Source organism: Acinetobacter sp. SCLZS86, from assembly GCF_021560715.1.
Classification (GTDB): Bacteria; Pseudomonadota; Gammaproteobacteria; order Pseudomonadales; family Moraxellaceae; genus Acinetobacter; species Acinetobacter towneri_A.
Genome location: NZ_CP090864.1, coordinates 564,756 through 580,503, shown reverse-complemented (window position 1 = coordinate 580,503; position 15,748 = coordinate 564,756). Strand labels below are relative to the sequence as shown.

16 protein-coding genes are annotated in these 15,748 nt (G+C 42.2%); 7 read left to right on the top strand and 9 right to left on the bottom strand.

The window, feature by feature from the left end; translation table 11 throughout:
* Nucleotides 1-15: 15 nt before the first annotated feature.
* Both pssA and LZP46_RS02585 read right to left on the bottom strand, forming a co-directional pair.
* The gene (pssA, locus tag LZP46_RS02590) at nt 16-840 is read right to left on the bottom strand and encodes a CDP-diacylglycerol--serine O-phosphatidyltransferase (RefSeq protein ID WP_230243986.1); all 825 of its coding nucleotides are present in this window, start codon (nt 838-840) and stop codon (nt 16-18) included.
* A gap of 42 nt (nt 841-882) precedes the next feature.
* A complete protein-coding gene (locus tag LZP46_RS02585) occupies nt 883-1,740 on the bottom strand; it encodes a 23S rRNA (adenine(2030)-N(6))-methyltransferase RlmJ (protein ID WP_026438537.1) in 858 nt (285 codons plus the stop codon).
* A 116-nt stretch (nt 1,741-1,856) separates the two neighbouring features.
* Between LZP46_RS02585 and LZP46_RS02580 the strand changes: the two genes are divergently transcribed.
* Both LZP46_RS02580 and LZP46_RS02575 read left to right on the top strand, forming a co-directional pair.
* Entirely contained in the window at nt 1,857-2,459 is a 603-nt protein-coding gene (locus LZP46_RS02580) for a 2OG-Fe(II) oxygenase (RefSeq protein WP_104853047.1), read from the top strand.
* A gap of 86 nt (nt 2,460-2,545) precedes the next feature.
* Complete coding sequence (locus tag LZP46_RS02575) at nt 2,546-3,073, top strand: hypothetical protein (protein WP_154321050.1); 528 nt, start codon at nt 2,546-2,548, stop codon at nt 3,071-3,073.
* A gap of 69 nt (nt 3,074-3,142) precedes the next feature.
* Here the strand turns inward: LZP46_RS02575 and LZP46_RS02570 are convergent, their stop codons facing one another.
* The 6 genes from LZP46_RS02570 to LZP46_RS02545 all read right to left on the bottom strand — a co-directional run bounded on the left by LZP46_RS02570 (nt 3,143) and on the right by LZP46_RS02545 (nt 9,379).
* On the bottom strand, nt 3,143-3,400 hold the full coding sequence (locus LZP46_RS02570) for a DUF2789 family protein (RefSeq protein WP_026438086.1): 258 nt from the start codon (nt 3,398-3,400) through the stop codon (nt 3,143-3,145).
* Nucleotides 3,401-3,579: 179 nt separating this feature from the next.
* A complete protein-coding gene (locus LZP46_RS02565; RefSeq protein ID WP_236094594.1) occupies nt 3,580-3,828 on the bottom strand; it encodes a DUF2789 family protein in 249 nt (82 codons plus the stop codon).
* Nucleotides 3,829-4,096: 268 nt separating this feature from the next.
* Nucleotides 4,097-5,308 (bottom strand): YeeE/YedE family protein, encoded by a 1,212-nt coding sequence (locus LZP46_RS02560; RefSeq protein ID WP_178318592.1) that lies wholly within the window; start codon nt 5,306-5,308, stop codon nt 4,097-4,099.
* A 239-nt stretch (nt 5,309-5,547) separates the two neighbouring features.
* Nucleotides 5,548-6,534, bottom strand: coding sequence for a malate dehydrogenase (locus tag LZP46_RS02555; protein WP_019836931.1), 987 nt, complete (start codon nt 6,532-6,534; stop codon nt 5,548-5,550).
* Nucleotides 6,535-6,738: 204 nt separating this feature from the next.
* Entirely contained in the window at nt 6,739-7,386 is a 648-nt protein-coding gene (locus LZP46_RS02550) for a ribonuclease T2 family protein (protein WP_236094593.1), read from the bottom strand.
* A 106-nt stretch (nt 7,387-7,492) separates the two neighbouring features.
* Nucleotides 7,493-9,379, bottom strand: coding sequence for a lytic transglycosylase domain-containing protein (locus LZP46_RS02545; protein ID WP_236095161.1), 1,887 nt, complete (start codon nt 9,377-9,379; stop codon nt 7,493-7,495).
* A 358-nt stretch (nt 9,380-9,737) separates the two neighbouring features.
* On the opposite strand from LZP46_RS02545, the gene miaB reads away from it, so the two are divergent.
* Genes miaB through ybeY form a run of 3 tightly spaced genes read left to right on the top strand, consistent with a single transcriptional unit; the run spans nt 9,738 to nt 12,831 of the window.
* Nucleotides 9,738-11,192: a tRNA (N6-isopentenyl adenosine(37)-C2)-methylthiotransferase MiaB gene (gene miaB / locus LZP46_RS02540; RefSeq protein WP_004976194.1), complete on the top strand. Its 1,455-nt coding sequence runs from the start codon at nt 9,738-9,740 to the stop codon at nt 11,190-11,192.
* A 39-nt stretch (nt 11,193-11,231) separates the two neighbouring features.
* On the top strand, nt 11,232-12,305 hold the full coding sequence (locus LZP46_RS02535) for a PhoH family protein (protein WP_236094592.1): 1,074 nt from the start codon (nt 11,232-11,234) through the stop codon (nt 12,303-12,305).
* 43 nt (nt 12,306-12,348) lie between these two features.
* The gene (gene ybeY / locus LZP46_RS02530) at nt 12,349-12,831 is read left to right on the top strand and encodes an rRNA maturation RNase YbeY (RefSeq protein ID WP_236094591.1); all 483 of its coding nucleotides are present in this window, start codon (nt 12,349-12,351) and stop codon (nt 12,829-12,831) included.
* A gap of 212 nt (nt 12,832-13,043) precedes the next feature.
* On the opposite strand, the gene LZP46_RS02525 is transcribed toward ybeY, so the two are convergent.
* On the bottom strand, nt 13,044-13,901 hold the full coding sequence (locus tag LZP46_RS02525) for an energy transducer TonB (RefSeq protein WP_236095160.1): 858 nt from the start codon (nt 13,899-13,901) through the stop codon (nt 13,044-13,046).
* 276 nt (nt 13,902-14,177) lie between these two features.
* Between LZP46_RS02525 and LZP46_RS02520 the strand changes: the two genes are divergently transcribed.
* Nucleotides 14,178-14,852, top strand: a complete 675-nt coding sequence (locus LZP46_RS02520; protein WP_236095159.1) for a hypothetical protein — start codon at nt 14,178-14,180, stop codon at nt 14,850-14,852.
* A 145-nt stretch (nt 14,853-14,997) separates the two neighbouring features.
* Complete coding sequence (locus LZP46_RS02515; RefSeq protein ID WP_236094590.1) at nt 14,998-15,711, top strand: DUF3108 domain-containing protein; 714 nt, start codon at nt 14,998-15,000, stop codon at nt 15,709-15,711.
* Nucleotides 15,712-15,748: the final 37 nt, after the last annotated feature.

Here is a 15,748-nt window from a genome sequence, read left to right as displayed (position 1 = left end):
TTTATGAAAGCTTAATTAACTCACTGCATTTTTTCTTGCCATAAAAGTGGTCACGAAACCTGAAAGCGCATAAATAATTGAAATCACTAAAATTCCTACAGGGATATTGTACGTCATGGCTGCAAGGATAAATACTGCGATTGGCAATACAAAAAACGGCACACGCTTACGGTCAAAGGTTTTAAATGAATAATATTTAATATTGGAAATCATCAATAATCCTACTGCAATAATAATCACAGCATTGAGGATTTGTAGTCCAGTTTCACGAATATCATACAGTTCAGGAAAGTCCCGACCTACCCAAACCAAAGACACGATAATCAGTGCTGCCAAAGGACTTGCCACACCAATAAAGTAGCGTTTATCGACCACACCAATTTGCACATTAAAACGCGCCAAACGGAATGCGGCACAAGCCGTATACACAAAGCAGGCTGCCAAGCCGATACGACCTAAATCGTGCAAACTCCAGCTATACATCAAAATCGCAGGTGCAACGCCAAAAGCAAGCATATCGGATAATGAATCAAACTGTTCGCCAAATGGACTTTGAGCACCAATGGCACGTGCCACACGACCATCTAAGCCATCAAACAATGCTGCTAGAAATATGGCATAGATGGCTTGGCTAAATTCGCCATTCATACTCGCAATAATGGAGTAAAAACCCGACAACAAGGCTGCCGTGGTAATCAGGTTTGGCCACAGATAGATACCACGACGTTTCACCTTTTGCCCTTCACGGGTATGTTCTTCTTCCACCACTTCAAATGTAATTCCGTCATGCTCAAGATCACGGGAACTATATTCTCCTTCGGGCTTAGATGTGTTTGTCATTATTTTGTGTCCTAACTGTAACCTGAACGTCTATTTAATTTTTTATTCGCCAACTAACCAACGCACTGCAGCGTGTCCACCGTGTTCTTGCATACGCAAGTGTGGGAACAACCATTGCAGGGCTTCATCTGCATCTTCAGAGAATTTCCACGGTGGATTAATCACCAATAAACCACAACCATTTAAACCCACAGGAGTATCGTCAGGCCATACACAAATTTCACAAATGAGTTGACGGCGAATCCCTGTTTTAAACATTTTCTTTTCAAAACGCTCAATCATGGCGCGGTCTTTAATTGGATACCACACCGCAAATACGCCTGTTGGCCATTTTTTATGTGCAGCTGCCAATAATTCTACCAACTGTGGGAAATCTTTACGTTCTAATTCATACGGTGGATCAATCATCACCAAGCCGCGTTTTTCTTTCGGTGGAATGACGCCCAATAAACCTTCGTAAGCATCACGCTCATGTAGACCTGCGCGCTTGTCACGAATGTTATGACGTAATTGCTGGAATACATCGCGCTGCATTTCAAAAATGGTCGCTTTATCGATGTCACGCATGCCTTGTAAAGCAAACCACGGCGAACCGGGATATGCACCTTGCCCATCCGTTTCACGCATTGCTTCAACCAGTTTTAAATACTGCTGTACGCCTTCTGGTGCCTGACGTTTGATTGAATCATCTAGTTTCACTAAACGATGAATACCATTTAAAAATTCGCCCGATTTTTGTGCAGGTGCTAAAGATAAGTCATATTTACCCGCACCGCCATGTGTATCGACATAGCGATAAGGTTTATCTTTGGCATTTAAACGTGTCAGAATTTGCAGCAATAAAACATGCTTCATGACATCGGCAAAGTTGCCCGCATGGAAATGGTGACGATAATTCATGTTTGGTTCATTCCTAAAATCAACCGACATTTTAGCATGAAAAAAAGTTTCATTCAGGAGCTTGTATTCCTCTAAAATAATCAGCTTGTCTTGCATTTTGTCTGAGTATCTATTTTATGGACGCCACACTGCTTCCAAAATCTTGGAATATTGATCAAATTCTTGAAGATTTAGATTTGCATGGTTTTGCCATGTTGGATGATGCCTATTCACCTGAATATCAACAACAAGTTCTCGCAGAGTGTAGTCAAAATTTAGATCAATTTCGTGAAGCAGCCATTCAAAATGGTGTGGTCAGCAAAATTCGCAGTGATCATATTTTATGGATTCACGAAAATTTAAGCATTGCACAACAACATACCCAAACCCTTTTGACTTTGGCCGAACAATTCAATCAGGCATTTTATTTAGGGATTCGTGAGGTCGAAGCGCATTTTGCCAGCTACCAAGCAGGTTCTTTTTATGCCTTGCACCGCGATAATCCACAACAAAAAAATGATCGGGTGATTTCTGCTGTCTATTATTTACACCCTGAATGGCAGACAGATTGGGGTGGACAACTACGTTTACAAGACAAACATGGAGCATGGCAAATTATAGAACCACGCCCAAATCGGATTGCAATTTTCCAAAGTGATTTATTGCACGAAGTTTTGCCTGCGACACAGCAACGTCTTTCCATTACCGCATGGCTACGCAGCGGCAATCAACTTTGGTAAAAACAGACCGCATTTTTCAGACTATTGGCTTTAAAACTGTAAATTTGCCCCGATGTAGAGCAAATATTGCTATCAGGAATTCACCCATGCGCAACTCGACTCAACAGCTTATTCAACGTATTGGGGAAACCGACCAACTTTTTTTACAAGGCAATACGCCTGAATTGGCATTAGAACGTGCCGATTTACGCTTACAATTGGTGAGTTTGAGCGAGTTACGCCAAGAACAGATTTACTTTTTGCAAGAAGCCATTGTGCTGTTGGAACAAGGTCGGATTGAATTTGAAGAAATACCGTTGACGCTGTATATCAACTTGTCTTTGCATTTAGCCAAAGCCTATATGATGTATTTTGAGCTGACCCGCGATGCAAAATACGCCTTAATTACTCAACAAATTTTAAAAGCCATGACTCATTATGCACATGGAGATATTTTCTTTTTCTTGGCCTATGCCAGTGCCAGTAAAAATGAAAGCGCACTGTGTCGCCACTGGTTAGGTAAGTACAGTAAAACTGCCGAATTTGATTTGGAACTCTTACAAATTCACCCTGCTTTTAACGCCTATCAAACAGAAGTCTGGTTTAAACAAATTCTCAAAAGCAGAATGCATTAAAAAAACGCCTCAGAACGTTCTGAGGCGTTTTTTTATACTAAAAATATTAAAGATGATAATGACTTGAACCTAAACAGCTTGTAAACGATAAGCATCTAAATGTAATTGTTGATTGAGTTCATCAATCCAAATGGCCCAATCATCGTCTTGTACCAAATGACTGATTAAAAATTCACGTTGTGATTTATTCCAAAACGGCGCTTCATGTAAATTAATATGTGCAGGTAATTGATGCGTACGTACATACAATTCAATGGCTGCAGGGCTGCTGGCTAAACCGAGTTGGCTGAATAACATGGCTAATGATGGAGTATTTTGCATGAGCACCTTGCCCCCTTTTATTAGTTTCGTTGTAATTCCTTATTCAACCAACTTATAACAATTTGTATAAAAAACCCAGTCTTCCGACTGGGTTTGTTGTATCTTTTTGTGAGCACACAATTTACTGGTTCTTTTCAGATGAAAAGTATTTGATTTCACTTAAAAACTTTTAACTTAAATACCGATTAAACACTCGGATGCTGATCACTATGTAATTGCTCATTTAAAGTTTCAATCACAATGGCCCAATCATCATCTTTTTTCCAGTGGCTTTGCAAAAATTGGCGCTGACCCTCTGTCCAAAACTCGGCACAATGTAATTTCGTTTCTGCAGGTAGTTGATGGTCACGAATAAATTGATCAATTGCTGCATCATCTGCATCTAAACCCAATTGTTCAAATAACAGTTCTAAGGTCGGTTGTTGGTCAAACATGCCATCCTCCTTTAACTCTTTCTGTAATTAAGATGACTGTAACTCGCTTTATAAAAGCATTCAGCAGCAGCCGAGTTGCAGCATGTTATTTTTTGTACAACACAACTGTTTCTGTGCAAGTTTCAAAGCATGCAATACAAGTAAGAATGAATCAAAAATTGTTGATAAGAATCATGTCGGATGTTTAGCTTAAAGCTGTAAAGAGACTACAAAATAAAAAAGCCAGTCAAAATTTACGCTGACTGGCTGAATAGGTTTAGTTTTGAATTTAGCAACCTGTTAATTTTTCAGGTTGTGGCTTTTCACTTGGAAAGAAAATTGGGCGCAGTTTTACACCAATCGCATTCCCCATAAAAGCAAATACCAACCACAACCAACCATGCACACTTCCTGAAGCTATACCGCTGAAGTAAGCACCGATATTACAACCGTATGCTAAACGTGCGCCATAGCCAAGTAATAGGCCACCAACAACTGCTGCAACCAGTGAGCGACGTGGAATATTAAAGTTAGGCGCAAACTTGCCTGCCAAACTCGCTGCAAGCAAAGCACCGAGCATGATGCCAAAATTCATCATCGAGGTAATGTCATGCCAAAGTGAATTGGCCAGAGCTTTAGCATTACCAGGTTGTTGCCAGTAATCCCAAGCACTCACATCCATTCCTGCAAAGGTCGCCACTTTTGCTGCCCAAACTGCAAGCGCAGAGGTTACACCCCACGGACGACCTGCCAAGGCCAAGGTAGCAAAGTTAAGCAGGGTTAAAATAATGCCGCCCCAAATCAACGGCCAAGGGCCTTTCAAGAAACGCTTCCAGCCGTGCTGCTGACTTTGTGGCTCTGCCTCTAAACTGCCATGGCGTTTCTTTTCAACCCATACTGTCACGGCTGCAATTAACGCAAAAATAACGAAACTCAACAGCAGCGCAGGAATCACCCCAAAGCTTTCTACAATAGAAATGGGTGCTAAATGTGGTAGGTTAAACCACCAATCCAAATGTGATGTTGCAATCAACGAACCTAAGCAAAAGAAGAATAAGGTCACCAACATGCGGGCACTACCACCGCCAACGGTGTACAAAGTACCTGAAGCACAACCGCCGCCCAATTGCATACCAATACCAAAAATAAAGGCACCAATCATGACTGACATGGAAACAGGATTTACATTACCTTTGACAGGATTTCCAAATAATTCACCTGCGCCTAAGGCAGGAAAAAATAGCAATACCGCCAAACCCAACATAATCATTTGGGCACGTAACCCACGCCCGCGCCCTTCTTTAATAAATACGCGCCAGCTAGAAGTAAAGCCAAAAGAAGCATGATACAAGGTCATCCCCAAAGCACCGCCAATCAAAAATAACAGCGCTTGATTCAGACCAACAATTTGATAGGCACCCAAGGTACCCACAATTAATAAGATAAAAGCCACCCAAACCGAAACATTCGATCTTTGGGAAGCAGCAACAATAACAGACATGGAAGAGAGAATTTGAAAAAGGAAACCCGCGTATTCTACGCAATTTCCCCTACGCTGTTGGGCTGACTGCTTATTTTATCGCAGATAATTCATTCTTACATTTGATAAAAAATATAAGGTAATTTGATTCATAAGTCTTATTTTTATCAGAAATATGAACATAGAAAATAAAAGGCCAGTCAATAAAATTGACTGGCCTAACTCGTAACCGAGTTTTTAACTTAATCTAGCAGATTAAATTATTTAATCATGTCAGCAATTGCTGCACGTTCTTCTTCAAGTTCGTTTAACGTGAAGTTGATACGCTCACGGCTGAACTCGTCAATTTCAAGACCTTGAACGATTTTGTATTCGCCATTTTCGCAAGTTACAGGGAAACCGAACATTACGCCTTCAGGGATACCGTAAGAACCGTCAGAAGGAATACCCATCGTTACCCATTCGCCGTTTGTACCAAGCGCCCAGTCACGCATGTGGTCAATTGCAGCGTTTGCAGCAGATGCAGCAGAAGATAAACCACGTGCTTCGATGATCGCAGCGCCACGCTTACCAACTGTAGGAAGGAATACGTCTTTATTCCATTCAGCATCGTTGATTTTGTCTTTTAAGCTTTCGCCATTTGCAGTTGCAAAACGGTAGTCAGCATACATTGTTGGAGAGTGGTTACCCCAAACTGTCATTGTTTTGATGTCAGAAACAGCAACGCCAGCTTTTTGAGCAAGTTGAGTTAACGCACGGTTGTGGTCAAGACGTAACATTGCTGTGAAGTTTTTCGCTGGAAGATCTGGAGCAGATTTCATTGCGATATAAGCATTCGTGTTCGCTGGGTTACCAACAACTAGAACTTTAACGTCACGGCTAGCAACTTCGTTAAGTGCTTGACCTTGACCAATAAAGATTTCGCCGTTTACTTTAAGAAGGTCAGCACGTTCCATACCAGGACCACGTGGACGAGAACCAACCAATAACGCGTAGTCAGCATCTTTAAATGCAACCTTAGGATCATCAGTACCGATCATGCCAGCCAATAATGGGAAAGCACAGTCGTCAAGTTCCATCATTACGCCTTTAAGCGCAGCTTGAGCTTTCTCAAAAGGAACTTCTAATAATTGAAGGATAACTGGTTGGTCTTTACCCAACATTTCACCGCTAGCGATACGGAATAATAGGCTGTAACCAATTTGACCAGCAGCGCCAGTAACGGCAACGCGAACAGGTTGCTTCATGTAATTATCTCCAATTGAGAGGATAGTCAATGCGATTAAATAGCTGTTCTATCTAATCTTAATAATCATAAACGCGAAAGATTGTACTCCAATCATTCATCAGATGCATGCAAAAGCACATCAAATTCCACAAAAGTCTGATAGAAAATATGAATAAAATTTCTCAAAAATCTTAAAAGTCAAAAAATACAGGCACCTAGCAAACTAGTAAGAACCTTTAATAACAAACTGATTCGGGCAATTGGATTCAACCGCCGCACTACACTGCTTGTAGCGCCCTGCAGTGTTATAACAAATTTTGATTTCAGTTAAATAACTTTTGCCTTGATGGTTAGAGCACTGAAAATGCACGCTTTTAAATGACATACCTGAATTGGACTTGAGAAACAAACTTCGCAGTTGTGACAATTGCACCGTCTGCGTGTCTTGCCCTGTCAATACCGAAGGCACGTTAATCCGATCAGCATTGTTAATGATCATCCGGAAATATTGGCTGGCATTCATGGGCACACAGCCACCAATGGCTTGCCACAATTGTACCCGTGCAGCTTCATCAGGCATGACCCGCGCCACCACTTTGGCTTGCAAAGGCGGCAACTTCGCCGATGACTGAGTACTGCACTCACGCGCAGCAACTTCAGGATATAAGCCTTCAATATTCAGTGAATAGCCTTCTAAACATTTACGCTTTTTGCTTTTACTCGAATCGATTAAACACACGGCGGGCGTCATTTGCACAGACATCACATAGCCTTGCACGGGGGCAGAAAATGCATTTTGCGTACACAAAACCAAAGCTGCACCACACAAACCGAGCAGTGTCACTTGAATTGGCTGTAAAACTGTACTCATCCACACTTTCAATGCTTCAGCCCCCTAAATTCTTATACACCCAATGACTCACGCATCTATATATCAACACGCATGATCATCTAACTGTATCACTTGTAACATTTTCCTAAGGTGTATTCCGCGATGGAATATGTTGCATACGACTACTCATCGATTGTCCACCCTGCCCCAACAACACACCATAATGTGTGGCATTGGTCATGACATGCTTGACATAGTCACGTGTTTCTAACAATGGAATACTCTCGGTATATTGGTCTGCAGCAATCGCTTGAAACTCGGGCTGCCAACGGCGCGCACGGTTCGGCCCCGCGTTATACCCTGCTGTGGCGAGTACTGGACTATTGCTTAACTGTCGCTGAATGGTCGACAAATAAAATGTGCCATAACGAATATTGGTATTCATGTCACTCAGCGCGGCAGGATTATAAGTTTCCCCCATTTGTCGTGCAACCAAACGTGCTGTATCGGGCATGATTTGCATCAGTCCACCTGCGCCGACATGCGAACGCGCAGTAGTATTAAAACGGCTTTCCTGACGCATCAGTCCATAAGCCCAAGCGGGGTCGATACCTGCATTTTGACTGTGGCTCACCACATAATTACGGTGTGGCATGGCATATCGATAACTATAGTTGTGCTTATTCACAGTACGATCTGCTGCATAAATGGCACGATCATACCAACCCATATCGGTCGCACGCTTAGCCGCTGCTAAAATCAAACCATCATCCTGTCTTAAATACGCCTGACGTACCGCCCAGTTCCATTCACGGTTGACATAATTGGCAGGTGCATTAATTTCACGCAAAGTAAAGGCACGGTTAAAGTGAATATCCTGATTCAAACGCTGTAAGTCATTGGTTGTCGGCTGGCTATTTACTGGAATGGCATTGTAACGCTGCCCAAGACGATCTTTTGCCAACAAGTTGTGATAATCATCACCCTGCGCCAGTTTTTTATAAATATTTTGTGCACTACGTTTCGACGCTGCATCATTGCGTTGTTCTGAAGCACGTGCCAACCAATATTGCCAACGATCTTCCTGTTTTTGAGTCACACTCATGCTGTCTACAGCACGAATCACACTTTCCCATGCGCCAAAACGAATCGCCTGACGGGCATAAATTTCTGCTTCTTCGGGACTAAAAGGTAAGCCATAACTGGCGTCTAAGGCACTTAACACTTCACGCTTAAAATTGTTTTTCATGACTGTAGTGCCGCCAATATATCCCACAGCACGATACAAGGCTTTTTGTACCGATTCTGGCGTACCTTCTGCACTGCGTTTTAGTGAAGAAAGTGCCGAGTCTAAATCGCTATCGGCTAAACGTCCGATCGCATAAATAAGATAGGCATGGTCTTCGTTGCTTGCTTTAGGCGCAGACCACAAATAATTCAGTGGATTGGCTTGAATGCTGTTCAATTGTGCCAAACTGATATTCATACCTAAACTTTGCGCAGTCGCTAAAGCGAGTCCTGACTGCCCTGCACGCAATTGTGCCCATAAGCGTTGCTGTTTATCTTGCTGAGTCATTAACGGACTCGACAGCATCATTCGTCCCAAACCTGTACAAGATTCAGGTTGTGTACTGGTATTCAGCCACACATCCTTAAACTCTGCGACCACCAAAGGATCACCCGAACGGGTACGGACTTGTGCTATGGCACAGCTTTCGGCTTGATCTGCATTACTCACATAGGCAAGCACAGGTTGGGCACTGCTAAAATCGGCCTGTTTCACTTTTTCTTCGATGTAATCGGCTGCGAGTTTTTCTGCCATCGCCGATTGTGGATGACGCTGTGCAAACTGCACAATGGCACTGGCAGGTTGCATACCCAAATTGGTGTTCAGTGCCCAGTATTCAGGATAGTAGCCCAAGACATCATTTTGCATGGCATGCTGATACTGCTGCAATAAATCGACATCGCCTGAATTGGCTGCGCGCAGTGCATCATTAAACTGTTCATTTGCGGCATGCGTACCTGTCATTACGGCAAGCGAGACCAGACTTAATACAAGCTTTTTCGTTAATTTATTATTTTGATTCATCATTTGCAGCATTCGCTTGCCTTCAGTCATTTACTTTTGCCTCGAGGTTCGCATCCAATCATTTAACTTAGTTTAATTACTCTAGAACCCAAGTTGTGTTCTGTTATGTAACCTTCTGATTAGACACTATTAATCTTGAAATCAAACTGCCAACAATTTTACTTCACATTTCAAGTATGTGATGCATGGATTAAAGTCTGTCAGTTTATCTTGAATTCCTGCTAAAATACGCCCCTTTGTTTTATCTATTCCGTTTATTTTTTTAAACGAACACGTGAATTATCTCTTAGGAGCCTACATGACGGTTCAAACCTTCATCCCCAATGGTGCCCAAGCTGCCTCAGAAAACACTGTTACCCAGCCACAGCACACCCCAGCCGACGGTTCAGTTAAAAAACTGTATATCGAAACGCAAGGGTGTCAGATGAATGAGTATGACAGTCACCGTATGGCAGACCTTTTGGGTGACTCGCACGGTTATGTGCTGACCAGCAACCCTGCCGATGCCGATATTTTGCTCATGAATACCTGTTCAATTCGTGAAAAAGCCCAAGAAAAAGTATTTTCTGAATTAGGACGTTGGCGCAAGCTTAAAGAAAAAAATCCCGATTTGGTCATTGGTGTAGGCGGTTGTGTGGCTTCTCAGGAAGGCGATAACATCCAAAAACGTGCGCCGTATGTGGATATGATTTTTGGCCCACAAACCTTGCACCGTTTGCCACAAATGCTTGATCAGCACCATGATCAGGTTGAAAAACCAAAAAAAGAAAAAATCAAACTGGTGGATATTTCTTTCCCAGACATTGAAAAATTCGACTTTTTACCTGAACCTCGTGTAGAAGGGTTTAAAGCCTTTGTGTCGATTATGGAAGGCTGTTCAAAATACTGTTCTTTCTGTGTAGTTCCCTACACACGCGGTGAAGAAGTGTCACGTCCTTTAGATGACGTCTTGGCTGAAATTGCGACTTTGGCTGAAAAAGGTGTACGTGAAATTAGCTTGCTCGGTCAAAACGTGAATGGCTACCGTGGTGAAACTTTTGACGGCAAAATTTGTACTTTCGCTGACTTACTGCGTTTGGTTGCCGAAGTACCTGGTATTGGGCGAATTCGCTACACCACATCACACCCGCTAGAATTTAATGATGATTTGATTCAATGCTACCGTGATTTACCGCAAATGGTGTCGCATTTACACTTGCCTGTGCAAAGTGGCTCGAATGATGTATTACAAGCCATGAAACGTAACCACACTATTGATGTGTATATCGACAAGATTGCCAAATTACGTAAAGTACGCCCAGACATGCACTTATCTAGCGACTTTATTATTGGCTTCCCGGGTGAAACTGATCAAAACTTTGAAGAAACTTATCAGTTTATTCAAGATATGGATTTTGACCATTCCTATAGTTTTATCTACTCAAAACGTCCGGGAACACCTGCATCTGAACTTGAAGACACCACACCTGAAGATGTTAAAAAAGAGCGTTTGGCCAAAGTTCAGCAATGGATCAAACAATCAAGTATTGATAAGACCGATGCAATGCTCGGAACAGTACAACGTGTCCTAATTGAAAATGTTTCCGACAAAGACCCGAATATTTTAGTGGGCACAGCCGACAATACACGTTTAGTAACATTTATTGGTGACCCTGCTTGGGTCGGACGCTTTGCGGAGATTGAGATTACCGAGATTAAAACTTTGAATTTAGTTTACGGTGAACTCTTGAATCTTGAACCTGACGTGGCGTAATGTAGGAGCTAAAGTCCAATAACAGATTAAGGAATTCTCTTGACTGCAGCGATTCGACGTACAGTAACTTTTCCTGGCATTTCAATGGAACGTCTAAAAAGCATGCTCGGTGCTTATAACGGACATTTGAAACAAATCGAACAACGTCTAGACGTGCAAATTTCCCATCGTGGTGACGCCTTTTTTATAGATGGGGACATTGATGCAGTTGAGCGAGCCGAAACGCTCTTGCAACGCCTACATGAAGAAGCGGAAAGCTCTGCACAAATTAGTGCAGACACGCTCCACATGATGATTCAGGGCAGTCAAACTGACCGTGAATTACAATCGGATGATGGGCAAGAGCATACTGGACTAGATGCTGTTTGGTTGCAAACCCGCAAAGGGCGTATTAACCCACGCGGTGCCAACCAAAAGCGTTATGTGCAGCGTATTTTGCAAAGCGATATTTCCTTTGGTATTGGCCCTGCAGGTACGGGTAAAACCTATTTAGCCGTTGCCTCTGCCGTAGATATGCTGGAACGCAATGAAATCCAACGGATTCTATTGGTGCGTCCTGCGGTTGAAGCGGGTGAAAAACTGGGCTTTTTACCAGGTGATTTAACTCAGAAAATTGACCCTTATCTGCGTCCCCTATACGATGCCTTGTATGAAATGTTGGGTTTTGAAAAAGTCGCCAAACTCATTGAACGTCAAGTGATTGAAGTTGCACCACTGGCATATATGCGTGGTCGCACCCTCAACCACTCTTTTGTGATTTTGGATGAAGCGCAAAACACCACCCCTGAACAAATGAAAATGTTCCTGACACGTTTAGGGTTTGGTTCACGTGCAGTCATTACAGGTGACGTGACTCAGGTCGATTTACCACGTGGTCAGCAATCTGGTCTGGCACATGCCTTACGTGTGATTGATAAAATCCCTGAAATTCACATTACCCGTTTCCACTCTCGCGATGTGGTACGTCACCAGTTGGTGCAAAAAATTGTTGAAGCCTATGAAGGCTGGGACAGTGAGCAACAGCGATTAAGTGCCGAAGCACGTGCAGAACGTAAAGCGCGTCAAGAAGCATTAATTGCGGAAAATGACGCCGCAGCAGATGCACAGCATTAATTGCTATGTGTTCTGCAACCTACTGAAGAATTAAGGATTCATTTTGAAATTAAGTTTGAGCCTGCAACAGGACATTCAAGCGCCTGAGCTAGTGTTAAAACGTGCCTATTTGAAAAAAGTAGTCGAAACCACTTTAAGACTTATAGACACCCAAAGTGATTGTGAAATTGGAATTGCTTGTGTCGATCATGCCGAAAGTCACAAGCTCAATTTGGAATATCGCAAAAAAGACAAATCTACCAACGTCTTGTCTTTTCCAAGTGATTTACCCGATGAAATGGCACAAGTTTTACCGAGTTTCCCTATTGGTGATTTGGTGATTTGTATTCCTGTGGTTTTGCAGGAAGCTGCAGAACAAGCTAAAACACCATTGGCGCATTTCACTCACATGTTGGTACATGGCACGTTGCACCTTATGGGCTATGATCATGAAACCTCAGATGAGGATGCCGAAGAAATGGAAGCTTTGGAAATAGAGATTCTTGCCAAGTTGGGTTTGGATAATCCATACGTGGAAAGAGATTGAATTTGAAGTTCTAGAAAATCATAAAAATAGCGGGCTAAGGCTCGCTTTTTTGTTTAAAACTACTCCCTCCCAATGGGAGGGAGAACATTCATTAGAGTCCCATGATTGCTAAATACCAGAAGAACATTGCTGCGTAAAGCAGAGAGTAGATTCTTGTTACTTGTCCACAAAGTCCTCTCTCCCTTTGGGAGAGAGCCAGAGAGAGCGAAAAACTAGCGCACTTCAAATTCAGCTTCGGCAGGGTCAAAACGCCACGTTCGCACAATCCGCAATTCCGAAATATCTTTCATTTTCGCATCAAATGCACCAAAAGGTGCAGCTTTGCGTACCGAAGCTTTGGCTGCTTCATCTAACATGGCATGACCTGAACTTTCAATTAAACGAATGGCACGAATCCCACCATTGCTGTTTAAAATCACCATTAAACGCACCTCACCCGCTAAATTCTGTGCTTTGGCCTGTTCGGGGTAATAGCGGTTGCCATAAAACTCGACTTTTTGACGGAATTTTTCCATATAGCCCGCAGTGTTATCTTGCTTGGCCTGAATTCCATCAATGGTTTTAATTTTTTGCTGACGGCTAAAGTTTTGTTGGCGTTGTAAATATTGCGCTTCAATACTGGCAACCATGGCCGCCTTAGCTTGAAATTGACTATTCAACTCCTGCATGGCTTTTTTGCGCTGATTTTCTGCCGCCTGTTTCTGCCAACTGAGCGTGGTCATCAACACTTTTTCTTTAAAGTTTAATTCACGCTGTTGCTGCATACGCTCTAAACTTTCTAATTCCTGCTCCCCTGCACTTTGTTCGGTCATGGGCGCAGGCATGTCACTCGAGATGCGATGTTGTTCACGGAATGTACCTGAACCTTGCTGGTCGGCTTGAGCTAAGAAATCTGCATCTTCAACTTTTGCATCGCTCATGCGTACCGATACCGCAATTTCCTTGACCGCAGCATCGCTTTGTTGTGGTGCAGCAAACTGCACTGCCAAAATTAATGCGTGCAGTACAGCAGCCACCAGCAACGCTGCAGCAAAAATAGGATCTTTCCACCAATTTTGCGCAGAAGGCATCAATTGAATTTTTTTTAGCATCACATTAATCCGACAAAAAGTCTGATTCCCCAAGCCGCCAAATGCGGTATAAACTAAAGAGCATTATTACTTTGCTCAGTTTTTGCTTTTCTGCAAAACTGCAAAGTTCATCAAAAAGCTGACTACTGAGCCTTAAAATCTTAAAAATGGTGCAACTTATTTTGTTAAACTGCAAGCTTCTATTCCTGTATTTTTAATACAATTCGACAAAATATTTGTATCTGTAAAGAATAAATGACCGACTTGGACAGCCGTATGCAAACCCTGATCACCAATATCTCTCAACGTATCCGTCAAGTGTACCAAAAAGCTGAAGGATTTATTGAGGATGAACGTGAATTTCCATTATCTCAGGTCTTTTTAAATGCGACTTTTCAGCGCTTTGTGACCGATAATGTGAAAATGTTGCAAGATCTGCATGCAGACTTACACGACGATTGGTTACGTCTTTACGCAACCCTAGATTATAACGGTTTGAATATTACTCTATCTGTCGATTTAAAATTGGTGCTGATGGAATTGAATAAAGATACTCAGCTCATCGTGTTTGAACAAATTAGTGACACGCAGGTCATTGAGGCGAGTTATCCAAGCTTTTTACATAAAATCGCGGTTAAGTGTGCTTTATTTTACTATCAAAAAATACGCAATGATGACCCTTTGGGCATGATTTTGGAAAAACTCAAAGTTATTAAAGTCAAAGATGATTTACTGCATTTAGACTTAAATCGCTGGTTAGGTAAAAACCGCTCTATCATTGATACACTCAGTAAAGTTCATGTGAATCATGCGGTATTACGCGAAGCGGAATTGGTCCTGACTGGCAACGTCAATTTGACGGCGTTGTTCCGCAAAATGTCTGAAGAAAAACTAGAAGATGTGGAAGACTCTCTTGCAGATACCCAAGTCACACCGCTGAAACAAAAATAAAGCTAAGCTAAAACTTTAGAAGAGAATTCGTACAGAAAAACGACACAAGCCGCATATTTCCTAATCTTCTCTTCATATTCAACACCTATAATGGCAGTAAGCAAGTAAATTGCATCTCCCTATTTACAGAGGAAATATCTCAGCAATGGCAAATCATGTATTGAAAAAAATGGGTATGGCAGCCAGTGTGTCTACAGCACTGTTCATGGCTGGTTTCTCTAGCCAAACATTTGCCATGAGTCCTTTCCAAGCCAGTTATCAATTTAACTACAATGGTAAGAACTTAGGTTCTGCAACACGAACTTTAAGCAAAACAGGTAACCAATGGAGTTATGTGTTTGCTGCTAAAGCTGGCGTAATCGCTTCTGCCACAGAAACTAGTCGTTTTAGTTTTAATGATGGCAAAATTGGCTCATCTAGCTTCAGCCGCAGCAGTAAGATTTTAGTTCATAACAATACCATGAGTATTAATTTCAATCCTTCGGCAAAAACTATTAACACCAAAAAGGACGGCGATACCCGTTCTTTTGCGTGGAAAGCGGGCGTGTTGGATGAGTTGAATGCAGAGCTGCAAATCCGTGAAGATTTAAAAAGTGGCGGTTTAAAATCGAGCTACTATATTGCCGATAATAACGAGGTTGAATCACGTCGCTTTATTAAACAAGGTGCCGAAAAGATCAAAACCAATTACGGTACTTTTGACACGATTAAAGTGGTGCTAAAACACAACAAACCGAACCGTGATACGATTTTCTGGTTGGCACCTAAACTTGACTACTTGCCTGTAAAAGTCACCCACCAAGACAAAGACAAGTCTTATGGCTTATTGCTCACAGGCTATAAAGGTCCAACCAGCTAATTTAGAATATAACTACTGAGCACAGCATGGCAGCTAT